The sequence below is a fragment of the Azotobacter bryophylli genome (assembly GCF_042643485.1).
GTDB lineage: Bacteria > Pseudomonadota > Gammaproteobacteria > Pseudomonadales > Pseudomonadaceae > Azotobacter > Azotobacter bryophylli.
The window spans coordinates 41,599-60,955 of the sequence record NZ_JBHRSJ010000029.1 but is presented as its reverse complement, the minus strand read 5'-3'; the positions used below and the strand labels follow the sequence as shown (position 1 = coordinate 60,955).

21 protein-coding genes are annotated in these 19,357 nt (G+C 67.9%); 15 read left to right on the top strand and 6 right to left on the bottom strand.

Going from position 1 to position 19,357, the window contains the following annotated elements:
- Together lysA and lptM are read right to left on the bottom strand one after the other, a co-directional pair.
- Positions 1-784, bottom strand: a 784-nt coding sequence (gene lysA, locus ACFOJE_RS13290) for a diaminopimelate decarboxylase (protein ID WP_377814860.1), incomplete at its 3' end; no start/stop codon positions are given.
- A 51-nt stretch (positions 785-835) separates the two neighbouring features.
- On the bottom strand, positions 836-970 hold the full coding sequence (lptM, locus tag ACFOJE_RS13285) for an LPS translocon maturation chaperone LptM (RefSeq protein WP_377814858.1): 135 nt from the start codon (positions 968-970) through the stop codon (positions 836-838).
- A gap of 162 nt (positions 971-1,132) precedes the next feature.
- Here lptM and cyaY point away from each other — a divergent pair, with 162 nt between their 5' ends.
- Positions 1,133-1,465, top strand: a complete 333-nt coding sequence (cyaY, locus tag ACFOJE_RS13280) for an iron donor protein CyaY (RefSeq protein ID WP_377814857.1) — start codon at positions 1,133-1,135, stop codon at positions 1,463-1,465.
- A gap of 33 nt (positions 1,466-1,498) precedes the next feature.
- Here cyaY and ACFOJE_RS13275 read toward each other — a convergent pair whose 3' ends face one another.
- Both ACFOJE_RS13275 and ACFOJE_RS13270 read right to left on the bottom strand, forming a co-directional pair.
- Positions 1,499-1,741, bottom strand: a complete 243-nt coding sequence (locus ACFOJE_RS13275; RefSeq protein ID WP_377814856.1) for a TIGR02647 family protein — start codon at positions 1,739-1,741, stop codon at positions 1,499-1,501.
- Between the two features lie 66 nt (positions 1,742-1,807).
- Complete coding sequence (locus tag ACFOJE_RS13270) at positions 1,808-2,278, bottom strand: hypothetical protein (RefSeq protein ID WP_377814855.1); 471 nt, start codon at positions 2,276-2,278, stop codon at positions 1,808-1,810.
- 113 nt (positions 2,279-2,391) lie between these two features.
- On the opposite strand from ACFOJE_RS13270, the gene ACFOJE_RS13265 reads away from it, so the two are divergent.
- Entirely contained in the window at positions 2,392-3,357 is a 966-nt protein-coding gene (locus ACFOJE_RS13265; RefSeq protein ID WP_377814852.1) for a magnesium transporter CorA family protein, read from the top strand.
- A gap of 75 nt (positions 3,358-3,432) precedes the next feature.
- Here the strand turns inward: ACFOJE_RS13265 and argH are convergent, their stop codons facing one another.
- A complete protein-coding gene (gene argH / locus ACFOJE_RS13260) occupies positions 3,433-4,827 on the bottom strand; it encodes an argininosuccinate lyase (RefSeq protein ID WP_377814851.1) in 1,395 nt (464 codons plus the stop codon).
- A gap of 208 nt (positions 4,828-5,035) precedes the next feature.
- Here argH and ACFOJE_RS13255 point away from each other — a divergent pair, with 208 nt between their 5' ends.
- The 9 genes from ACFOJE_RS13255 to ACFOJE_RS13215 all read left to right on the top strand — a co-directional run bounded on the left by ACFOJE_RS13255 (position 5,036) and on the right by ACFOJE_RS13215 (position 13,179).
- On the top strand, positions 5,036-6,115 hold the full coding sequence (locus ACFOJE_RS13255) for a sensor histidine kinase (protein WP_377814849.1): 1,080 nt from the start codon (positions 5,036-5,038) through the stop codon (positions 6,113-6,115).
- Positions 6,112-6,858 carry a LytR/AlgR family response regulator transcription factor gene (locus tag ACFOJE_RS13250; RefSeq protein WP_377814847.1) on the top strand — a complete coding sequence of 249 codons (747 nt, stop codon included), beginning with the start codon at positions 6,112-6,114 and terminating at the stop codon, positions 6,856-6,858. Before ACFOJE_RS13255 ends, ACFOJE_RS13250 begins: the two co-directional genes overlap by 4 nt.
- 114 nt (positions 6,859-6,972) lie before the next feature.
- The gene (gene hemC, locus ACFOJE_RS13245) at positions 6,973-7,911 is read left to right on the top strand and encodes a hydroxymethylbilane synthase (protein ID WP_377814845.1); all 939 of its coding nucleotides are present in this window, start codon (positions 6,973-6,975) and stop codon (positions 7,909-7,911) included.
- The gene (locus ACFOJE_RS13240) at positions 7,908-8,678 is read left to right on the top strand and encodes a uroporphyrinogen-III synthase (RefSeq protein ID WP_377814844.1); all 771 of its coding nucleotides are present in this window, start codon (positions 7,908-7,910) and stop codon (positions 8,676-8,678) included. Before hemC ends, ACFOJE_RS13240 begins: the two co-directional genes overlap by 4 nt.
- Before the next feature lie 16 nt (positions 8,679-8,694).
- On the top strand, positions 8,695-9,822 hold the full coding sequence (locus ACFOJE_RS13235) for a uroporphyrinogen-III C-methyltransferase (protein WP_377814843.1): 1,128 nt from the start codon (positions 8,695-8,697) through the stop codon (positions 9,820-9,822).
- On the top strand, positions 9,819-11,051 hold the full coding sequence (locus ACFOJE_RS13230; RefSeq protein WP_377814842.1) for a heme biosynthesis HemY N-terminal domain-containing protein: 1,233 nt from the start codon (positions 9,819-9,821) through the stop codon (positions 11,049-11,051). The genes ACFOJE_RS13235 and ACFOJE_RS13230 overlap by 4 nt, the downstream gene beginning before the upstream one ends.
- A 126-nt stretch (positions 11,052-11,177) precedes the next feature.
- On the top strand, positions 11,178-11,669 hold the full coding sequence (locus tag ACFOJE_RS13225) for a disulfide bond formation protein B (RefSeq protein WP_377814841.1): 492 nt from the start codon (positions 11,178-11,180) through the stop codon (positions 11,667-11,669).
- Positions 11,670-11,864: 195 nt separating this feature from the next.
- Complete coding sequence (gene rsd / locus ACFOJE_RS13220; protein ID WP_377814840.1) at positions 11,865-12,326, top strand: sigma D regulator; 462 nt, start codon at positions 11,865-11,867, stop codon at positions 12,324-12,326.
- Positions 12,327-12,486: 160 nt separating this feature from the next.
- Positions 12,487-13,179 carry an AlgP family protein gene (locus ACFOJE_RS13215; protein WP_377814839.1) on the top strand — a complete coding sequence of 231 codons (693 nt, stop codon included), beginning with the start codon at positions 12,487-12,489 and terminating at the stop codon, positions 13,177-13,179.
- Here ACFOJE_RS13215 and ACFOJE_RS13210 read toward each other — a convergent pair.
- Positions 13,176-13,640 carry a TIGR02444 family protein gene (locus ACFOJE_RS13210; RefSeq protein WP_377814838.1) on the bottom strand — a complete coding sequence of 155 codons (465 nt, stop codon included), beginning with the start codon at positions 13,638-13,640 and terminating at the stop codon, positions 13,176-13,178. The two genes, ACFOJE_RS13215 and ACFOJE_RS13210, sit on opposite strands and share 4 nt — an antisense overlap.
- A 50-nt stretch (positions 13,641-13,690) precedes the next feature.
- Between ACFOJE_RS13210 and ACFOJE_RS13205 the strand changes: the two genes are divergently transcribed.
- The 4 genes from ACFOJE_RS13205 (at position 13,691) to ACFOJE_RS13190 (ending at position 19,279) form a co-directional block, all read left to right on the top strand.
- Complete coding sequence (locus tag ACFOJE_RS13205) at positions 13,691-15,595, top strand: ATP-binding cassette domain-containing protein (RefSeq protein ID WP_377814837.1); 1,905 nt, start codon at positions 13,691-13,693, stop codon at positions 15,593-15,595.
- A 217-nt stretch (positions 15,596-15,812) separates the two neighbouring features.
- The gene (locus ACFOJE_RS13200; protein ID WP_377814836.1) at positions 15,813-16,571 is read left to right on the top strand and encodes a TerC family protein; all 759 of its coding nucleotides are present in this window, start codon (positions 15,813-15,815) and stop codon (positions 16,569-16,571) included.
- Positions 16,572-16,644: 73 nt separating this feature from the next.
- Positions 16,645-17,277: a LysE family transporter gene (locus tag ACFOJE_RS13195; protein WP_377814835.1), complete on the top strand. Its 633-nt coding sequence runs from the start codon at positions 16,645-16,647 to the stop codon at positions 17,275-17,277.
- A 112-nt stretch (positions 17,278-17,389) separates the two neighbouring features.
- Positions 17,390-19,279 (top strand): FTR1 family protein, encoded by a 1,890-nt coding sequence (locus ACFOJE_RS13190; RefSeq protein WP_377814833.1) that lies wholly within the window; start codon positions 17,390-17,392, stop codon positions 19,277-19,279.
- Positions 19,280-19,357: the final 78 nt, after the last annotated feature.

Here is a 19,357-nt window from a genome sequence, read left to right as displayed (position 1 = left end):
GCTGGCGCACCGCGGCGATGTATTCGCCGGGCGCCGGCGGCTGCTCGGCGCGGTAGCGCACGCCGAGACCGCCGCCGAGATCCAGGTGGCGGATGGCGATGCCGCGGGCGGCCAGGCGATCGACCAGCAGCAGCAGGCGGTCGAGGGCGTCGAGGAAGGGCGACAGGGTGGTCAGCTGCGAGCCGATGTGGCAGTCGATGCCGATTACGTCCAGGTTCGGCAGCGCGGCGGCCTGGGCATAGACCTCTTCGGCCTGCTCGATGTCGATGCCGAACTTGTTCTCCTTGAGCCCGGTGGAGATGTAGGGGTGGGTGCCGGCGTCCACGTCGGGGTTGACCCGCAGCGAGACCGGGGCCTTGACGCCCATCCCGGCGGACACGTCCTGCAGGCGCTCCAGCTCGGCCTCGGACTCGACGTTGAAGCAGTGCACGCCCACTTCCAGGGCGCGGCGCATGTCCTCGCGGCTCTTGCCGACGCCGGAGAACACCACCTTGTGCGGATCGCCGCCGGCGGCCAGCACGCGCTCCAGCTCGCCGCGGGAGACGATGTCGAAGCCGGCGCCGAGGCGTGCCAGCAGGTTCAGTACGCCGAGGTTGGAGTTGGCCTTGACCGCAAAGCAGACCAGGTGCGGCGCGCCGGCCAGGGCGTCGTCATAGGCGCGGTACTGCGCCTCGATGTGGGCGCGGGAGTAGACGTAGGTGGGGGTGCCGAAGCGTGCGGCGATGGCGGACAACGCCACGCCTTCCGCGAACAGCGTGCCGTCGCGGTAGTTGAAGGGTTCCATGGGGCCTCCTGGGAGAGCCCGCTCAGCCGCGATTGGCGGCCGTGCGGGTTCTTAGAATTCGAAACGGTCTTTGCTGTGGCCGGCGCTCTTGTCGTCCGGATGGTAGAGCGGGCCTTTCTGCCCACAGCCGGTGAGCGCGGCGCTCAGCACGGCCAGTGCAAGGAAGGGAAGCAGCAGGCGCTTCATGACGAAATCCTTGTAAAAGCAACGATTGCGCCGGAGTATACCGGCCCCCCGACGCCTTGCCTATGCGCCCGGAGCTCCCGTCCGGCGGGCTTCCCGGCCCGGCGAATCGGCTATCGTTGCCTTTCCATGAGCCTTTTTTGTTCGAATTCACGAGGACCCAGCATGAGCCTTAGCGAAGCCCGCTTCCACGACCTGATCGATGGGGTTCAGGAAGAAGTCGAGGATGTCTTCGACGACAGCGATCTGGACGTCGATCTGGAGAGTTCCGCGGGGGTGCTGACCATCCGCTTCGAGAACGGCAGCCAGGTCATCCTCAGTCGTCAGGAACCCCTGCGTCAGCTGTGGGTGGCGGCGCGCTCCGGCGGCTTCCACTTCGACTACGACGAGGCCAGCGGCCGCTGGATCTGCGATACCAGCGGCGAGCGGCTCGGCGAGCTGCTCGGCCGGGTCACCCTGGAGCAGGTCGGCGAGGAGCTGGCGTTCGAGGACCTCTGAAGAGCGCGTCCGTGCCGCCGGCCCAGATGCGGGTCAGCCGCGCGGAGCGGCGAGGATGGTCAGTAGGTTCTGCGCCTGCTCGGCGGCATCCAGGCCCAGGCTGGTCAGGTAGCCGCCGTCCGGCTCGGTGAGCAGGCCCTTGTCGTACAGGCGCCGGGTGGCGGCGACTGCTTCGGGCGCCGCATCGTGATGGACCTTGAGGCCTTCCAGGGTATTGCCCAGGTTGTAGCGGGCGAGAATTTCCATTTCCGCGACCACTTCGGGGGTGTAGGACATGAGGACTGCTCCTGAGGCTATCGGCGTGTCGCCGGCTATAGGGTTTCCTGCAGTGTAGCCGTCTCGCTAGGCGGCCGCCTCCGGCAGTTCCGGCAGGGCGCGCAGGGCCTGTTCGTACCAGTCCCGATCGAACGGGCGGTCTTCGCGCAGCATGGCGTCGATCTCCCGGGCCAGCACCAGGGCCATCAGGTGCAGGATCTCCTCGCGCTCGTAGCCGACCAGGATCAGCTTGTTCAGCGTGGCCCGGGCTGCCGGCGGATCGCTGGCTTCGAGCTGGTTTTCGATGGCCTGGAGCAGGGTTTCCTCGGTGAAAGCCTCTTCTTCGTCGTTTCCGTTCTGCTGGTCTTGCGTGTTCATCGGTTCCTCTGCAGCCGGCAATCGCCCGCTGTCCAATTGGCAGAGCCGACACTCACCGTCGTCGGCGTGGTTGGTTTCAATGTAGCGTACCCGCCGGCTGGCCGAGCGGCGGTCGGCGGAAAACTGGAAGCGCGGGGCGTGCGGCGCATCGTTCCCGTCGCGGGTGCGGTTGTCGTTCATGGCTGCCGACTCTCCTGGCCGGTCGATTCTGCTATCGACCCGCGCCATGATACTGTCGGCCGCCGGCCGCTGGGTACAACTGGCCGGTACCGGTTCTGGAACAGGGATCCCGCATGATCAACTACTACCTAATCGAGGATGGGCGTCTGCGTCAGCAACAGGCGCAGGATCTGGTCGAGATTCCGCCCGGGGTCATCTGGATCGACCTGCTGCACCCGACTCGCGAGGAAGAGCGGTTCGTCGAGCAGAAGCTCGAGATGGAGATCCCGACCCGCGAGGAGATGGTGGAGATCGAAGAGTCCTCGCGCTTCTACGAGAGCGGCGGCTCGCTGTTCATGACCGCCAGCCTGGTGAGCGGCATCAGCCAGCAGAGCCCGAGCATCGCCGAGGTCACCTTCGTGCTCAGCAAACGCTGGCTGGTCACGGTTCGCTACGCCGAGCTGTCGGCGTTCCGCACCTTCACCGGCAAGAGCGTGCGCCAGCCGGAGCTGCATCGCTCCAGCGACATGATCTTCGCCTCGCTGATCGAGGGGGTCGTCGATCGTATCGCCGACGTGCTGGAAATGCTGCAGCAACAGCAGAACAGCCTGTCCACGGCGATCTTCAGCGAAAAGCCGGAGGACAAGACCGACCTGCAGAAGGTGGTCAAGCACCTCGGCCGACACAACGCCCTGCAAGCCAAGCTGAACGAGAGCCTGCTGAGCATCAGCCGGCAGATCAGCTTCGTCCGCCAGGCCGGCGAGGGCTGGCTGGGCGAGCCGGCCCGGGGCTGGCTGAAGACGTCCGAGCGCGACGTTCGCTCGCTCGGCGAATATCAGGCGAAGATGTCCGACGAGAGCAGCTTCCTGCTCGAGGCCACCCTCGGCCTGATCAACATCGAGCAGAACAGCATCATCAAGGTGTTCTCCATCGCCGCCGTGCTGTTCCTGCCGCCGACCCTGGTCGGCACCGTCTACGGCATGAACTTCCGCCACATGCCGGAGCTGGAGTGGTACTACGGCTATCCGCTGGCGCTGGGGCTGATGGTCGGTTCCGCGGCGCTGTCGCACGCCTGGTTCAAGTTCAAGGGCTGGCTCTGAACCAAGCGCCGGCCCGCCGCGGTCGGGCCTCTTGAGAGGGGCATGGGCCGCCCGTGGGACGGGCGGCCCCAGGGCTCAGCGGCCGGCCAGCAGCTGGCGGCCGCGGGCCACGGCGGCGCGCACTTGGTTCGGAGCGGTGCCGCCGATGTGGTCGCGGGCGTTGACCGAACCTTCCAGGGTCAGCACGGCGAACACGTCCTCGCCGATCTCGCCGCTGAACTGGCGCAGCTCGTCGAGGCTCATCTCGGCCAGGTCCTTGCCGGTTTGCACACCGTATTTCACCGCATGGCCGACGATCTCGTGACAGTCGCGGAAGGGCAGGCCCTTGCGCACCAGGTAGTCGGCCAGGTCGGTGGCGGTGGAGAAGCCGCGCAGCGCCGCCTCGCGCATGATCTCTCGCTTGGGCTTGATCGCCGGAACCATGTCGGCGAAGGCGCGCAGGGAGTCGCGCAGGGTGTCTGCGGCGTCGAACAGCGGTTCCTTGTCCTCCTGGTTGTCCTTGTTGTAGGCCAGCGGCTGGCCCTTCATCAGGGTCAAGAGGCCGGCCAGGTGGCCGAACACCCGGCCGGACTTGCCGCGCACCAGTTCCGGCACGTCCGGGTTCTTCTTCTGCGGCATGATCGAGGAGCCGGTGCAGAAGCGGTCGGGCAGGTCGATGAACTGGAACTGGGCGCTGGTCCAGAGCACCAGCTCTTCGGAGAAGCGCGACAGGTGCATCATGGCCAGCGAGGCCGCGGCGCAGAATTCGATGGCGAAGTCGCGGTCGGACACGCCGTCCAGGGAGTTGCCGGAGATCGCCTCGAAGCCCAGCAGCTGGCAGGTGATTTCGCGCTGGATCGGGTAGGTGGTGCCGGCTAGGGCGGCGGAGCCCAGCGGCATGCGGTTGACCCGCTTGCGGCAGTCGACGAGGCGCTCGTGGTCGCGCGAAAGCATCTCGAACCAGGCCAGCAGGTGGTGGCCGAAGGTCACCGGCTGGGCGGTCTGTAGGTGGGTGAAGCCGGGCATGACGGTATCGGCTTCGCGCTCGGCCAGATCCAGCAGGCCCTGCTGCAGGCGGGTGATCTCGCCGAGGATGGTGTCGATCTCGTCGCGCAGCCACAGGCGGATGTCGGTGGCCACCTGGTCGTTGCGGCTGCGTCCGGTGTGCAGCTTCTTGCCGGTGACGCCGATGCGGTCGGTCAGGCGCGCCTCGATGTTCATGTGCACGTCTTCCAGGTCGACGCGCCAGTCGAAGGTACCAGCCTCGATTTCGGCCTGGATCTGCTTCAGGCCGTCGATGATCGCGTCGCGCTCGGCGGCGGTCAGCACGCCGGCCTTTTCCAGCATGGTGGCGTGGGCGATGGAGCCCATGATGTCGTGACGGTAGAGGCGCTTGTCGAACTCGACGGAGGCGGTGAAGCGGGCGACGAAGGCGTCGACGGGCTCGCTGAAGCGGCCGCCCCAGGATTGGTTGGTTTTCTCGACGGACATGGAGTGCTCTCGGCTGATGCGCAAAGACCGGCGGCCGCGATGCGGCCGGCATGGCGTAAAAAAGTGCGCGGAATAATAGCAGGCTCTGCGGGGCAACCGCCGCAGGCCCGTGCCGAGCGGCCGCGGAGCCGGGCATTTCGGTGCGCCGTTTCACCGCTTCGACGGCTCCGGCTTGCCGCGGGCGAGGGCCTCTGCGAATACTGCCGGGATGAAAACCCACTGGCTGCATGGTTCGCCCCGGGCGGCGCCCGACGACGACTTCTTCATTCCCGAACTGTGCGAGGCGGACGCCCTGCTCGGTCTGGTGCTGCTCGCCGAGCTGCTGGTGCTCGTGCTGGTCCTGGCCGAGCCGATGCCGGCCGGCTTCGACTGGGTGCGCCTGGCCCTGACCTCGCTGTTCGTACAATGGATCGTGCTGCTCTCGGCGGCCGTGTTGTGCCGTCTGCGCCCCTGGCTGGCGCGGCTGCGGGCGGGGCTGGCCGGCGGCCTGTCCTGCGCCCTGGTGGTCGGCCTGACCCTGGGCTGCAACGTCCTGGCCGACCGCCTTGATCTCGGTGCCGCGTCAGCGGGGGAGAGCGCGCCGGTGCTCTACCTGCGCCACGGCCTGATCGCGCTGATCATGTCGGGCCTGCTGCTGCGCCATTCCTATCTGCACAGCCAGCGGCGCCGGAAGGAGCGGGCCGAGCTGCAGGCACGGATCGAGTCGCTGCAGGCGCGGATCCGCCCGCATTTCCTGTTCAACAGCCTGAACAGCATCGCCAGCCTGGTGGCCAGCGCGCCGTACCAGGCCGAGCAGGCGGTGCTGGATCTCTCCGACCTGTTCCGCGCCAGCCTGGCCCAGCCGGGTACCCTGGTGCCCTGGCACGAGGAGCTGGCGCTCGCCCGGCGCTACCTCGCCATCGAGCAATATCGCCTCGGCGAGCGCCTGCGCCTGGAGTGGCAGGTGGAGAGCGTTCCGCGCGATCTGCCGATTCCCCAGTTGACCCTCCAGCCGCTGCTGGAGAACGCGCTGATCCATGGCATCCAGCCACGTATCGAGGGCGGCCTGGTCCGGGTCGAGGCAGGCTACCGGGAAGGTGTTTTTCATTTGGCCGTGAGCAATCCCTGCGGGAAGGGAGAGGGCACCTCCGCGGGCGGCACACGGCAGGCTCTGCGCAACATCGACGCCCGTCTCGCGGCACTTTTCGGACCCGCCGCCAGTCTCACCGTGGAACGCCGTGACGGCCGTCATATCACCTGTCTACGCTATCCTTGTGCAGGACTGAAGCAGGAAGCAGAAGCACCATGAATGTCTTGATCGTCGACGATGAACCGCTGGCACGGGAGCGCCTCAGCCGTCTTGTGAGCGAGCTGGAGGGGTACCGCGTGCTTGAGCCTTCCGCCGGCAACGGCGAGGAGGCGCTGGCCCTGATCGACAGCCTGAAGCCGGATATCGTCCTGCTGGATATCCGCATGCCGGGGCTGGACGGTCTGCAGGTGGCCGCCAGGCTCTGCGAAAAGGAGGCGCCGCCGGCGGTGATCTTCTGTACCGCCCATGACGAGTTCGCCCTGGAGGCCTTCCGCACCAGCGCCGTGGGCTATCTGGTCAAGCCGGTCCGCCTGGAGGATCTGAAGGAGGCGCTAAAGAAGGCCCAGCGACCCACACGGGTGCAGCTGGCTGCCCTGACCCGTCCGGTCGCGGCCACTGGCGCAGCCCCGCGCAGCCATATCGGCGCACGCACGCGCAAGGGCATCGAGCTGGTTCCCCTGGACCAGGTGATCTTCTTCATCGCCGACCACAAGTACGTGACCCTGCGCCATGAGGGCGGCGAAGTGCTGCTGGACGAGCCGCTGAAGGCCCTGGAGGACGAGTTCGGCGAGCGTTTCGTACGCATTCATCGCAACGCCCTGGTCGCCCGGGATCGCATCGAGCGCCTGCAGCGCACTCCGCTCGGGCATTTCCAGCTCTATCTGCGCGGCCTCGGCAACGACGCCCTGACCGTGAGCCGGCGGCATGTCGCCGGCGTGCGCAAGCTGATGCACAACCTGTAACGACGGGGCAGGGCGCCCCGCTCCGATCCGTCTGATCCGGTCCTTGGCCCCGCCGGCAGGCTCGCGGCCTGCGAGCCTGTTATCATCTGGGCATTTCTTGCTGTGGAATCGCCCATGTCCCGTGAAATCCGTATCGCCACCCGCAAAAGCGCCCTGGCCCTGTGGCAGGCCGAATACGTCAAGGCGCGCCTGGAACAGGCGCATCCGGGCCTGAAGGTGAGCTTGGTGCCGATGGTCAGCCGCGGCGACAAGCTGCTCGATGCGCCGTTGGCGAAGATCGGCGGCAAGGGTTTGTTCGTCAAGGAGCTGGAAACCGCGTTGCTGGAGAACGAAGCGGACATCGCCGTGCACTCCATGAAGGACGTGCCGATGGAGTTTCCCGAGGGCCTCGGCCTCTACTGCATCTGCGAGCGCGAAGACCCACGCGACGCCTTCGTCTCCAACACCTACGAGAGCCTCGACGCGCTGCCCGCCGGCAGCGTGGTCGGCACCTCCAGTCTGCGCCGCCAGGCTCAGTTGCTGGCACGCCGGCCGGACCTGAAGATCCAGTTCCTGCGCGGCAACGTCAACACCCGTCTGGCCAAGCTGGATGCCGGCGAGTACGACGCGATCATCCTCGCCGCCGCCGGGCTGATCCGCCTCGGCTTCGAGCAGCGGATCCGCACCTTCATCAGCGCCGAGGACAGCCTGCCGGCCGGCGGCCAGGGTGCCGTCGGCATCGAGTGCCGCAGCGCCGATGCCGAGGTGCACGCCCTGCTGGCCCCGCTGCATCACATCGACACCGCCGACCGGGTCAACGCCGAGCGCGCGCTGAACAAGCATCTCAACGGCGGCTGCCAGGTGCCCATCGCCTGCTACGCGCTGCTGGAGGACGACGAGCTGTGGCTGCGCGGCCTGGTCGGCCAGCCCGACGGCGGCGAGCTGCTGCGCGCCGAGGCCCGCGCCCCGCGCGCCCAGGCCGAGGCGCTCGGCGTGCAGGTGGCCGAGGCGCTGCTGGCCCAGGGTGCCGACCGCATCCTGCGTGCGGTCTATGGAGAGGAAGGCCATCCGTGAGCGGCTGGCGTCTCTTGATCACCCGGCCGGCCGATGAATGCCAGACACTGGCCGGGCAGCTGGCCGAGCGAGGTATCCACAGCAGCAGTCTGCCGCTGCTGGACATCGAGCCGCTGGCGGAAACCCCGGAGCAGCGCTCGACCTTCCTCGACCTGGACCGCTACAGCGCGGTGATCGTGGTCAGCAAGCCGGCCGCCCGGCTGGGCCTCGACCGGCTCGACCGCTACTGGCCGCAGCCGCCGGCGAACCAGCACTGGTTCTGCGTCGGCGCGGCCACCGGCGAGATCCTCGAGGATTACGGTCTGACGGTGAACTGGCCGGCTGCCGGGGACGACAGCGAGGCCCTTCTGCAGCAGCCCGAATTGACCGCCGCGCTGGCGGTGCCGCAGCCGCGGGTATTGATCCTGCGCGGGGAGGGCGGCCGGGAATTGCTCGCCGAACACTTGCGCGGTCAGGGGGTGAGCGTCGACTATCTGGAGCTTTACCGTCGGTGCCTGCCGGATTATCCGCCGGGCGCCCTGGCCGAGCGGGTCCGAGCGGAACGCCTGAACGGCCTGCAGGTCAGCAGTGGTCAGGGCTTCGAGCATCTGCTTCAGCTGGCCGCGGGCGACTGGTCGGCACTCTGCCGGTTGCCCCTGTTCGTGCCCAGCCCGCGGGTCGCCGAAATGGCCCGCGTCGCCGGTGCGCAGGATGTAACGGATTGCCGTGGCGCCAGTGCCGCGGCCTTGTTGGCGGCGCTCGAGAGCCGAACAGCGCCGACCGCCTGATGCATAGGAAGGATTTGTGAGCGAAGCAGCCTCCCCGAACAAAGACCCGCAGCCCGCCCCCGGGCCGTCCCATTCTCCTGCCGCGGCCCCGTCGAAAGTTTCCGACAGCCGCGGCGGTGCTCCCTTCACGCTGGTCGCCCTGGCCCTGCTGGTCGGGGCCGGCGGTTTGGCCGCCGGCGGCTGGAGCTTCTGGCGGCTGCAGGGTCTGCAGGGCAGCCTGCAAAGCCAGAGCAGCCGGTTCGAGAGCGGTATCCGCAGCCAGCTGGACTCTCTGGTCCAGAGCGATCAGCGCTTGCGCGCGAGCCTGGATCAGCTGCCCGGCAGCGCCGAGCTGGACGAGCAGCGGCGTATCCTGGGCGTGCTCCAGGGCGACCAGCAGCGCATGAGCCAGCGCCTGGATACCGTGCTCGGCGGCAGTCGCAAGGAGTGGCGTCTGGCCGAGGCCGAGCACCTGCTGCGTCTGGCCAGCCTGCGCTTGTCCGCCCTGCAGGACGTCAACAGCGCCCGGGCGCTGGTCGAGGGCGCCGACGAGATCCTCCGCGAGCAGGACGATCCGGCTTCCTTCGCCGCCCGCCAGCAGCTGGCGAAGGCGGTCGAGGCCCTGCGCAGCGTGCAGCAGCCCGATCGCACCGGGCTGTTCCTCAAGCTCGGCGCCCTGCGCGAGCAGGTGGCCCAGCTGCAGCCTCTGGCGCCGATCTTCCAGCAGGAGCAGGCTCCCGCCGTCGCCGGTCGCTGGCAGCAGTGGTGGGAGAAGATCTCCCGCTTCGTGCGCATCGACCTGCACGCCGATCAGGACATCCGCCCGCTGTTGTCCGGGCAGAACCTGTCCCAGGTGCGCCTGACCCTGGACCTGGCCCTGGAGCAGGCCCAGTGGGCGGCACTGCATGCCCAGCCAGAGGTCTACCGGCAGGCGCTGAAGGAAGCGCAGGACGTCCTCGCCGGACAGTTCAATACCGACCATCCGCAGAGCGCGGCCCTGCTCAAGCGTCTGGCCGAGCTGGCCGAGCAGCCGGTCGCGGTACAGGCCCCGGATCTGGCTCCGGCCCTGGCGACCCTGCAGACCTACCTGCAGCGGCGGCAGGCGCTGGAGCAGCCGCAGGCGGACGGAAGCGCCGCCGGTGAAGGGCAGGAGGCCCGTCCATGAGCCGTCTCTATCTCCTCCTGCTGGCGGCCATCGCCGGCGCGGCCGTGCTCGGCATGGCCATCGCCGAGCATCCCGGCTACGTCCTCTTCGCCTACAAGGGGTTCCGCTTCGAATCCAGCCTGTGGGCCTTCCTCGGTCTGCTGTTGCTGGTCGGCGGACTGGGCTGGGTGCTGCGTCTGCTGCTGGGCCTGATCGTCACTTCGGGCGGGGTGGTCAATCCCTGGTCGCGGCGCAACCACAACCGGCGCATCCGCCTGGCGGCGCGCCGTGGCCAGCGCGATCTGGCGGAGGGGCGCTGGAGCGATGCCCTGCGCCATCTGCGTCGGGCCGCGTCCGGCGACCAACAGCCGCTGGTGCATTATCTGGGCGCGGCACGGGCCGCCAATGAACTGGGCGATTTCACCGAGAGCGACCGGTTGCTGCACGAGGCACGGGAACGCGAACCGCAGGCGGACATGGCCATCGGCCTGACCCAGGCGAGTCTGCTGATCGCCCGTTCCCAGTACGCCGAAGCCCTGGCCTGCGTGCAGCAGCTGCATGTCGAGCATCCCCGGCATCCCTACGTCCTGCAGCTCCTACAGCGGCTCTACGTGCAGTTGCAGGACTGGTCGGCGCTGTGCCAGCTGCTGCCGCAACTGCGCAAGTACAAGGCGCTTCCGGAAGCCAGGCTGATCGAGCTGGAGCGCCTGGCCTGGACCGCGGCTCTTGAACAGGCCGGCCAGGACGGACTGAAGGAGGGACCGTCGGCCCGGGACGCCCTGGCCCAGTGCTGGCGGCAGTTGCCCAAGGGGCTGCGCGAGGATGCCGGCTTGGTGCAGGCCTACGCCTCGCGGCTGCGCGACCTGGGGGCGTCCGAGGAGGCCGAGTCCGTGCTGCGCACCGCGCTCGGACAGCACTACGAGGAACGCCTGGCCTATCTCTACGGCCAGGTTCGCGGCAACGACCCAGCCCGCCAGCTGCAGCTGGCCGAGGGCTGGCTGAATGGACATCCCAAGGACCCTCTGCTGCTGCTGACCCTAGGGCGCCTGTGTCTGTTCAACAAGCTGTGGGGCAAGGCGCGCGAATACTTCGAGGCCAGCCTGAAGCTTGCCCGCAGCCCGGAGACCTGCAGCGAACTGGCGCGCCTGCTGGCCCAGCTGGGAGAGACCGAGCAGAGCAACCGGCTGTTCCAGGAAGGCATGCAGTTGCACGGAGCCCGCTCGCCGGCCCTGCCGCAGCCTGCACACTAGCCGACTGTCGAGCGCCGCTCCGCCGCCGCGTCGCTCGGTACGCGGCGCGGCCTTGCGGCGCAGTGCCTTGAAAGGCCGATGTGCTTTCCTCTACCGTAGCGGCTTTGCCCTGTTCTCGGAGCCGCCATGAACCTGGCCAGTCCACGTTCCCTGTTCTTCCTCGCCTTCCTCGGCTGCCTCGCGCTGATGGGAGGGGCGCTCTACCTGGAGCACTCGGTCGGCCTGGAGCCTTGTCCGCTGTGCATTGTCCAGCGGATCTTCGTCATCCTCTTCGGTCTCGTCAGCCTGATCGCCGCACTGCATGGCCCGGCCGCGCCGGGGCGGCGGATCTACGCCGGGCTCGCCCTGCTGCTGGCCGGCGCCGGGGCGGCCACTTCCGGGCGGCAGATCTGGCTGCAGGGCATCCCGCCGGAGCAGCTGCCGTCCTGCCTGCCGAGCCTGGAGTACATGATGGAGGCCCTGCCATTCCAGGAGATCGTCCGTCAGGTCCTGCACGGCACCGCCGACTGCGCCGAGGTCAACTGGACCCTCTTCGGTATGAGCGTTCCCGAGTGGAGCCTGCTGGCCTTCGTCGGCATGATCCTGCTGTCCCTGTACCAGCTGTTTCGTCGCGCCTGAGCGTTTTTCCCTCCCCGCCGATCAAACGTTCGTATGAACATTCGTCGGCGCATGCCTTGAAGGCTCGGCGAGGCGGGCATACTCTGGCCCGCACGCGTCGCCCCCTCCCGCTTGGCAGACGACGCGACTTCCCGAGCCGATGCCCGACAATCGATGCTTCGGGGGCCAATAAAACAAAGTAGGGAAACCCTCATCATGCTTGAACGATGCCGAAACGCCCAGGAGCGCTGGGGTGGGGTACACCTCCTGATCGATCGCTGGCTCAGGGAACGCTGCGAGCTGCTCCAGACCTTCGATTCCCTCCGACAGCGGGCTCCCACGGCGGATGCCGCAGGCGTCCAGGACTTCTGCCAACTGCTGGTCGATTACGTCTCTGCCGGTCACTTCGAGATCTATGAGCAGCTGATGAACGAGGCCAAGGCCTTCGGCAATCAGCGCGGACTCGAACTGGCCCGGCAGATCTACCCGCGACTCGAATCCCTCACCGAAGCGGCTCTGGCCTTCAACGACTGCTGCGACGATGGCGACTGCCTGGACGGCTGTCTGAGTCGGGAGCTCGAAGAGCTCGGCGGCTTGCTGGGCGAACGCTTCGAGCTGGAAGACTGCCTGATCGAGGTACTGCATACCGCCCACAAGGAAAGCCTGGCCAGCGTCTGAGGCCGACGGTCGCGGGGTTCGCGGCAGACCAGTTCTGCCGGACGAGCCCCGGGCCGGCTCTCGATGTCGGTGCCGTGGCATCGCAGCGCCGGCGGTCCGGTGGCGGCTGCGCGATCCGGGGATTACCATGGGCAGAACATCGCCTGTCAGGAGCACCGTCATGCCGGACCAGAAGCAGCCTCCCGTCACCACTCCCTTGCATCTTCTTCGTGACCTTTCCGAAAGCCTGATTGCCCATCTGGAAAAGGCCTGCGCCGAGGCGCTGACCGACGCCGAGAAGCTGCTGGCCAAGCTGGAGAAGCAGCGCGTCAAGGTGCAGGACAAGCTGCACAAGAATCGCGACAAGCTGCAGGAGGCCGCGCAGGCCGGCAAGGCCAAGGCGCAGGCCAAGGCCCGGCAGGCGGCGGAAGAACTCGAGGAGGCCCTGGATACCCTGAAGGCCCGCCAGGGCGAGACCCGCGATTTCATCGCCCGGCTCAAGCGCGACAGCGCGGAAGCCCTGAAGCTCGCCCAGGGCATCGGCAAGGTGAGGGAGGCCGCCGCCAAGGCCCTGGGAGCGAGGGACTCCGCTGCCGCACCCGATGCCGAGCTGGTTGAGACCAGCAAGACCACCGCCAAGCCGGCCGCGCCTCAGAGCAGGCCCAAGGCGACCCGCCGGGTCAAGCCGGCTGCCAAGGCCGAGACTGCTCCCTCTGAACCCGAGAACAGCGCAACGACGAAGGAGACCGCGAAGCGTGCGCCCAAGGCGGCTGCCGCCAGCAAGCCGGCCGCGCGGAAAGCGCCGAGCCGGGCCCGCACTGCCAAGCCGACCGACAAGGCGCCCACCGCGAGCGAACCGCTCAGCGCTTCCTAATCAGGCAGGTGGCACGCGGCGCGCAGGGTTTCCAGCGCGTCGCGGCAATGGGCGGCATTGCCCGCCAGACGCTCCAGCCAGCTAGTCCCTTCGTCGGCGCCGGCTTCCGGCCAGTCCCGGCAGGCCGTTTCCAGGCGGGTGAGCAGTTCCCGTTCGGCGTCCAGTTCGAGCTGCTGCAGCCGGCCTCGCAACGCGGCGAGCCGGACGTCTTCTCGTGCGGCCTCTCGCCAGTCCTGGCGCAGCCGACGCAACGGGGCGGCCACCGTCTCCTGCCAGGGCCGGGCCAGGTCGCGCAGAAGGGCGCAGCGCTCCCCGTCGGGGGCGATCCGGCGCCACTCCAGCCAAGTGGCGCAGAGCAGCAGGCAGACATCGCCGCCTTCGGCCTGCAGCTGCAGGCAGGCTGGCTCGACACCCGGACGCCGGTACAGGCGCAAGGCGAAGTTCCACAGGTCGACGGGCATGCAGCTTCCCTCCGCGGCTCCAGGCGAAGCTGATAAACTCCGCGGCCATCATGATCAGAATCCAGCATCTTACCCTGCAACGCGGTCCGCAGCGCCTGCTCGAGGACGCCGAGCTGACCCTGCATCCCGGCCAGAAGGTCGGCCTCATCGGCGCCAACGGCGCCGGCAAATCCACCCTGTTCGCCCTGCTGCGCGGCGAGTTGACGCCGGATGCCGGCGACTGCCAACTGCCGCCCGACTGGCGCATCGCCCACATGCGTCAGGAGGTCGATACCCTCGACCGCCTGGCGGTGGACTACGTGCTCGACGGTGACCACGACCTGCGGCGCATCCAGCGCGAGCTGGCGGCGGCGGAGGCGACCCACGACGGTGCGGCCATCGCCCGCCTGCATACCGAGCTGGACAATGCCGACGGCTACAGCGCCGACGCCCGGGCGCGCAAGCTGCTGGCCGGTCTCGGTTTCACCGGCGAGCAGATGGAGCGCCGGGTCGGCGACTTCTCCGGCGGCTGGCGGATGCGCCTGAATCTGGCCCAGGCCCTGATGTGCCCGTCCGACCTGCTGTTGCTGGACGAGCCGACCAACCACCTGGATCTCGACGCGATCCTCTGGCTCGAAGGCTGGCTCAAGAGCTATCCGGGAACCCTGCTGCTGATTTCCCACGACCGCGACTTCCTCGATGCGGTGGTCGACCACGTGGTGCATCTGGAGCAGCGCAAGCTCACCCTCTACCGCGGCGGCTATTCGGCCTTCGAGCGCACCCGCGCCGAGCGTCTGGCGCAGCAGCAGCAGGCCTACGAGAAGCAGCAGGCCCAGCGCGCGCACATGGAGGACTTCATCCGCCGGTTCAAGGCCAAGGCGACCAAGGCGCGCCAGGCGCAGAGCCGGATCAAGGCCCTGGAGCGCCTGGAGGAGCTGGCGCCGGCGCACATCGACTCGCCGTTCGATTTCCGCTTTCGCGAGGCGGACAAGGTTTCCAGCCCGCTGCTCGATCTCGCAGAAGGCCGCCTGGGCTACGGCGACAAGACGGTGCTGGAGAAGGTCAAGCTGCAGCTCGCCCCCGGCGCGCGGATCGGCCTGCTCGGCCCCAACGGCGCCGGCAAGTCGACCCTGATCAAGACCCTGGCCGGCGAGATCGAGCCGCTCGGCGGCCGGCTGGCCCGTGGCGAAAACCTGGTGGTCGGCTACTTCGCCCAGCATCAGTTGGACGCCCTCGACGCCAAGGCCAGCCCGCTGCTGCACCTGCAGCGCATCGCCCCGGGCGAGCGCGAGCAGACCCTGCGTGACTTCCTCGGCGGTTTCGATTTCCGTGGCGAGCGCTGCGACGAGCCGGTGGTCAACTTCTCCGGCGGCGAGAAGGCGCGCCTGGCCTTGGCGCTGATCGCCTGGGGCAAGCCCAACCTGTTGCTGCTGGACGAGCCGACCAACCACCTCGATCTGGAGATGCGCCTGGCTCTGACCCTGGCCCTGCAGGATTTCGAGGGCGCGGTGCTGGTGGTGTCCCACGACCGCCACCTGCTCAAGAGCACCACCGACGATTTTCTGCTGGTCGCCGACGGCCGCGTGCAGGGCTTCGACGGCGATCTCGACGACTATGCCCGCTGGCTGATCGACTATCGCGCCCGTCAGGCGCCGGTCGTCGCCAGCTCCGCGCCGGTCGCCGACAAGCGCGCCCAGCGCCAGGCCGCTGCCGCCCTGCGCCAGCAGTTGGCGCCGCACAAGCGTCAGGCGGAGAAGTTGGAGAAGGAGCTGGGTACCCTGCAGGAGAAGCTCGCGGAGCTGGAGACCCGGCTCGCCGATCCCGCCCTGTACGAGGCCGCCCGCAAGGACGAGCTGCGCGAGCTGCTGGCCGAGCAGGCCAGGCTCAAGTCCCGCGAGGGCGAGCTGGAAGAGGCCTGGCTGGAAGCGCTCGAAACCCTGGAGGCGCTGCAGAGCGAACTGGAGGCCGGTGCGTGAAGGCGCCGTTGCTGCTCCTCGCGGAGCAGGGCGGCGATCAGTTGCCGCTCGGCTCCCAAGCCCGGGATCGGGCTGATCCACTGAAGGAAACCGGCGAGGCCGGCGAACCTCATTGCCTGAGCGTGCCCAGCGCATGTCCTTCCAGAAAATGGTCCGGCGCTGGCACAGTACCGAAGTCGATTTTTTAAACCCCACTCAAGAAGAGAAATAGTTCGTTATGGAATGGCTTAGCACCCCGGAAACCTGGGTCGCGTTTCTGACGTTGACCGTGCTCGAGATCGTCCTCGGCATCGACAACATCATCTTCATCTCGATCCTGGTCGGCCGTCTGCCCAGGGAGCAGCAACCCAGGGCACGCATTCTGGGGCTGGCGCTGGCCATGGGCACGCGGATCCTGCTGCTGCTGTCGATCACCTGGGTGATGCGCTTGACCACCGTCCTGTTCACGGTATTCGACCATGGCGTGTCGGGGCGTGACCTGATCCTGTTCTTCGGCGGCCTGTTCCTGCTGTTCAAGAGCACCCTGGAGATCTGGCACAGCCTGGAAGGCGAGGCGGAGGACGAGCACGAGGGCGGCAAGGCCAAGGCCGGCATGGTCGGAGTGGTCCTGCAGATCGCCGTGATCGACATCATCTTCTCCCTCGACTCGGTGATCACCGCGGTGGGCTTGGTGCAGAACGTGCCGGTGATGATTGCCGCCATCATCGTCGCCGTGCTGGTCATGATGGCGGCCTCCGGCACCATCAGCGACTTCATCGAGAAACACCCGTCGCTGAAGATGCTGGCGCTGTCCTTCCTGATCGTGGTCGGTACCCTGCTGGTCGCCGAGTCCTTCGGCGTGCACGTGCCCAAGGGCTACGTCTACTTCGCCATGGCCTTCTCTCTGGCGGTGGAGGCGCTCAACATCCGCATGCGCACGGCCATGAAGCGCAAGCTCAACGAGCCGGTGAAGCTGCACAAGGACATGCCGAACTGACGCCGTCCGGCGCCGGCCCCCGCGGTCGGCGCCGCTCCCTCTCTCCTTTCCCCATCCCGTCCGAGGCTTGCCCATGGAGCTGGATGTCTGGCTCGCCTATTTCGCCGCCTGCTGGGTGATCAGCCTGACCCCAGGGGCCGGCGCCATCGCCTCCATGACCAGCGGTCTGAGCTACGGTTTCCGGCACGGCTACTGGAACGCCCTCGGTCTGCAGTTGGCCCTGGCCCTGCAGATCGGCATCGTCGCCGCTGGAGTTGGGGCATTGCTAGCGACTTCGGAGCTGGCCTTCGGCCTGATCAAATGGTTCGGCGTGGCCTATCTGGCTTACCTCGGCTGGCGCCAATGGCGGGCGCCGGTCGGCCATCTGGCCGCGGAACGGGCCGCCCGTCCCCCGGGGCGGCCGCTGGCCCTGGTGCTGCGCGGCTTTCTGGTCAATGCCAGCAATCCCAAGGCGATCGTCTTTATTCTCGCGGTGCTGCCGCAATTCCTCGATCCGGGACGACGGCTCCTCCCTCAATACCTGCTGATGGCGGCGACCATGATCGGCGTCGACTTGGTCGTCATGGCCGGCTACACCGGGTTGGCGGCCAGGGTCCTGCACCTGCTGCGCCAGCCCCACCAGCAGCGTTTGCTGAACCGCGGTTTCGCCGGCATGTTCGTCGGTGCAGCCGGCCTGCTGACGCTGGTGAACCGCTCTCCGACCTAGCATTCGGGCAGTCTATGCGACAAATTGTCGCATGTTTGTCGGTGATCGACTCTTGTGATGACCGGCCACTAGGTCGACAATCAATGCCATTAATTCTCATTGGGATTCGATAATGATTACCCGCGCTCGACTCACAAGCTGGCTGTTCCTGCCATTGCTGGTTATATGGGGGCTGGTGGCCCATGCCGAGCCCGATGGCACGGCTCGCGCCCTTCACCTGCTGGGCTATCTCGGGGCCGACTATCCGGCGACCGTGGCCAACGGGCAGGTGGTCGACAGCAGCGAGTATGCGGAGCAGGTGGAGTTCCAGGGTGTCCTGCGCGACCTCGTCGCCGCCTTCCCCGAGCGGCAGGGCAAGGCCGAGCTGATGCGCGGAGTCGAGGAGCTGGGCAAGGCGATCGAAGAGCGCCGTGACGGCGCCGAGGTGACCTCGCAGGCGCGCCGGCTGGCCAATGCCCTGGTGCAGACCTATCAGGTCAGCCTGACGCCGAGACTGTCTCCGGAGCCGGCCCGCGGCGCACCGCTGTACGCCCAGCACTGCGCGGCCTGCCACGGTCAGACGGGGGCCGGGGACGGCCCGGCCGGGGTCAATCTCGATCCGCCGCCGTCGAACATGCGGGACAAGGCACGGATGGACCTGCTGAGCCTCTATGGTCTGTTCAACACCATCAGCCTCGGCATCGAAGGCACCGGCATGCAGGGCTACGCAGCGCAGCTCGACGAGCGTCAGCGCTGGGACCTGGCCAGCTATGTCGCCAGCCTCAGCGCCGAGCCGACTGCTACCGGGCCCTCTTTCACCCTGGAGCAACTGGCCAAGCTGACTCCGCAGCAGGTGGCGGCCGAGCAGGGCGCCGAAGCGGCGGCGGCTTTCCGCGCCCAGCGGGCCAAGCCGACCGTCAAGCAGCACAGCTCCCAGCAACTGATCGACAAGTCCCTGGCCACCCTGGAGCGCAGCTTCGCCGCTTACCGCGAAGGCGAGCGCGATCAGGCCTACGCGTTCTCGGTGGCCGCCTACCTGGAAGGTTTCGAGCTGGTCGAGAGCGCCCTGAACAACATCGATCCGGAGCAGCGCAAGGCCACCGAGCGGGTACTCATGGCCTACCGCCAGGGCTTGCAGGACGGGCTGCCGGCCGAACAGCTGGAGCAGCGTCTGGATGCGGCCAAGGCCGAGCTGGACAAGAGTGCCGCATTGCTGGCAGGCGACGGCCTGTCGGCTTCGCTGAGCTTCTTCTCCAGTCTGCTGATCCTGCTCCGCGAGGGCGTGGAGGCGATCCTGGTGCTGGCGGCGATCCTCGCCTATCTGCACAAGACCGGCCAGCAGCAGGCGCTGCGCAGCGTGCACACCGGCTGCGGTCTTGCCGTGCTGGCTGGTGCCGGCACCTGGGCGCTGGCCGCCTACGCGATCGACATCAGCGGTGCCCAGCGCGAGCTGCTGGAAGGCTTCAGCGCACTGTTCGCCAGCCTGGTGCTGCTGTGGGTCGGCGTGTGGATGCACGACCGCCGCCATGCCGCCGCTTGGCAGGACTACATCAAGAGCGGTCTGTCCAGTGGCGGCGGGCGCCTGGGCTTCGCGCTGCTGGCCTTCGTTGCCATCTACCGCGAGCTGTTCGAGGTCATCCTGTTCTTCGAAACCCTCTGGCTGCAGGCCGGACCGACCGGCCACAACATGGTCCTGGCCGGTGCGGCGGCGGCGGTGCTGCTGCTCTTCGGGCTCGGCTGGGTGATCCTGCGCAGCTCGCGCCGGTTGCCGTTGTCGACCTTCTTCAGCATCAACGCGGCGCTGCTGTGCATCCTCGCCGTGGTGTTCGCCGGCCATGGCGTCGCCGCCCTGCAGGAAGCGGGCGTACTGGATCTGCATCCGGTAGCCTTCTTCGATTTCGACTGGCTGGGCATCCATGCCGACGCCTACAGCCTGGGTGCGCAGGTGCTGGCCCTCGGCGTGGTCGCCGCGCTGTACGGGCGCAGCTGGCTGCGTGCCCGGTCGGGCGGACAGCTCGGCTGAATCCCCCCCCCGGCTGACCTGAACGAAACGGCCCCCGGCGATCGTGCCGGGGGCTCCGTTCCCGACGAGAGAGCAAGT

Excerpts from the sequence above, each read along its gene's own strand:
- cyaY (WP_377814857.1), top strand. The coding sequence starts at position 1,133 with ATGAGCCTTAGCGAAGCCCGCTTCCACGACCTGATCGATGGGGTTCAG.
- ACFOJE_RS13195 (WP_377814835.1), top strand. The coding sequence starts at position 16,645 with ATGGAGCTGGATGTCTGGCTCGCCTATTTCGCCGCCTGCTGGGTGATC.
- ACFOJE_RS13210 (WP_377814838.1), bottom strand. The coding sequence starts at position 13,640 with ATGCCCGTCGACCTGTGGAACTTCGCCTTGCGCCTGTACCGGCGTCCG.
- rsd (WP_377814840.1), top strand. The coding sequence starts at position 11,865 with ATGCTTGAACGATGCCGAAACGCCCAGGAGCGCTGGGGTGGGGTACAC.
- ACFOJE_RS13265 (WP_377814852.1), top strand. The coding sequence starts at position 2,392 with ATGATCAACTACTACCTAATCGAGGATGGGCGTCTGCGTCAGCAACAG.
- ACFOJE_RS13230 (WP_377814842.1), top strand. The coding sequence starts at position 9,819 with ATGAGCCGTCTCTATCTCCTCCTGCTGGCGGCCATCGCCGGCGCGGCC.
- ACFOJE_RS13250 (WP_377814847.1), top strand. The coding sequence starts at position 6,112 with ATGAATGTCTTGATCGTCGACGATGAACCGCTGGCACGGGAGCGCCTC.
- ACFOJE_RS13200 (WP_377814836.1), top strand. The coding sequence starts at position 15,813 with ATGGAATGGCTTAGCACCCCGGAAACCTGGGTCGCGTTTCTGACGTTG.
- argH (WP_377814851.1), bottom strand. The coding sequence starts at position 4,827 with ATGTCCGTCGAGAAAACCAACCAATCCTGGGGCGGCCGCTTCAGCGAG.
- ACFOJE_RS13190 (WP_377814833.1), top strand. The coding sequence starts at position 17,390 with ATGATTACCCGCGCTCGACTCACAAGCTGGCTGTTCCTGCCATTGCTG.
- ACFOJE_RS13255 (WP_377814849.1), top strand. The coding sequence starts at position 5,036 with ATGAAAACCCACTGGCTGCATGGTTCGCCCCGGGCGGCGCCCGACGAC.
- ACFOJE_RS13270 (WP_377814855.1), bottom strand. The coding sequence starts at position 2,278 with ATGAACGACAACCGCACCCGCGACGGGAACGATGCGCCGCACGCCCCG.
- lptM (WP_377814858.1), bottom strand. The coding sequence starts at position 970 with ATGAAGCGCCTGCTGCTTCCCTTCCTTGCACTGGCCGTGCTGAGCGCC.
- ACFOJE_RS13215 (WP_377814839.1), top strand. The coding sequence starts at position 12,487 with ATGCCGGACCAGAAGCAGCCTCCCGTCACCACTCCCTTGCATCTTCTT.
- ACFOJE_RS13275 (WP_377814856.1), bottom strand. The coding sequence starts at position 1,741 with ATGTCCTACACCCCCGAAGTGGTCGCGGAAATGGAAATTCTCGCCCGC.
- ACFOJE_RS13225 (WP_377814841.1), top strand. The coding sequence starts at position 11,178 with ATGAACCTGGCCAGTCCACGTTCCCTGTTCTTCCTCGCCTTCCTCGGC.
- ACFOJE_RS13205 (WP_377814837.1), top strand. The coding sequence starts at position 13,691 with ATGATCAGAATCCAGCATCTTACCCTGCAACGCGGTCCGCAGCGCCTG.
- hemC (WP_377814845.1), top strand. The coding sequence starts at position 6,973 with ATGTCCCGTGAAATCCGTATCGCCACCCGCAAAAGCGCCCTGGCCCTG.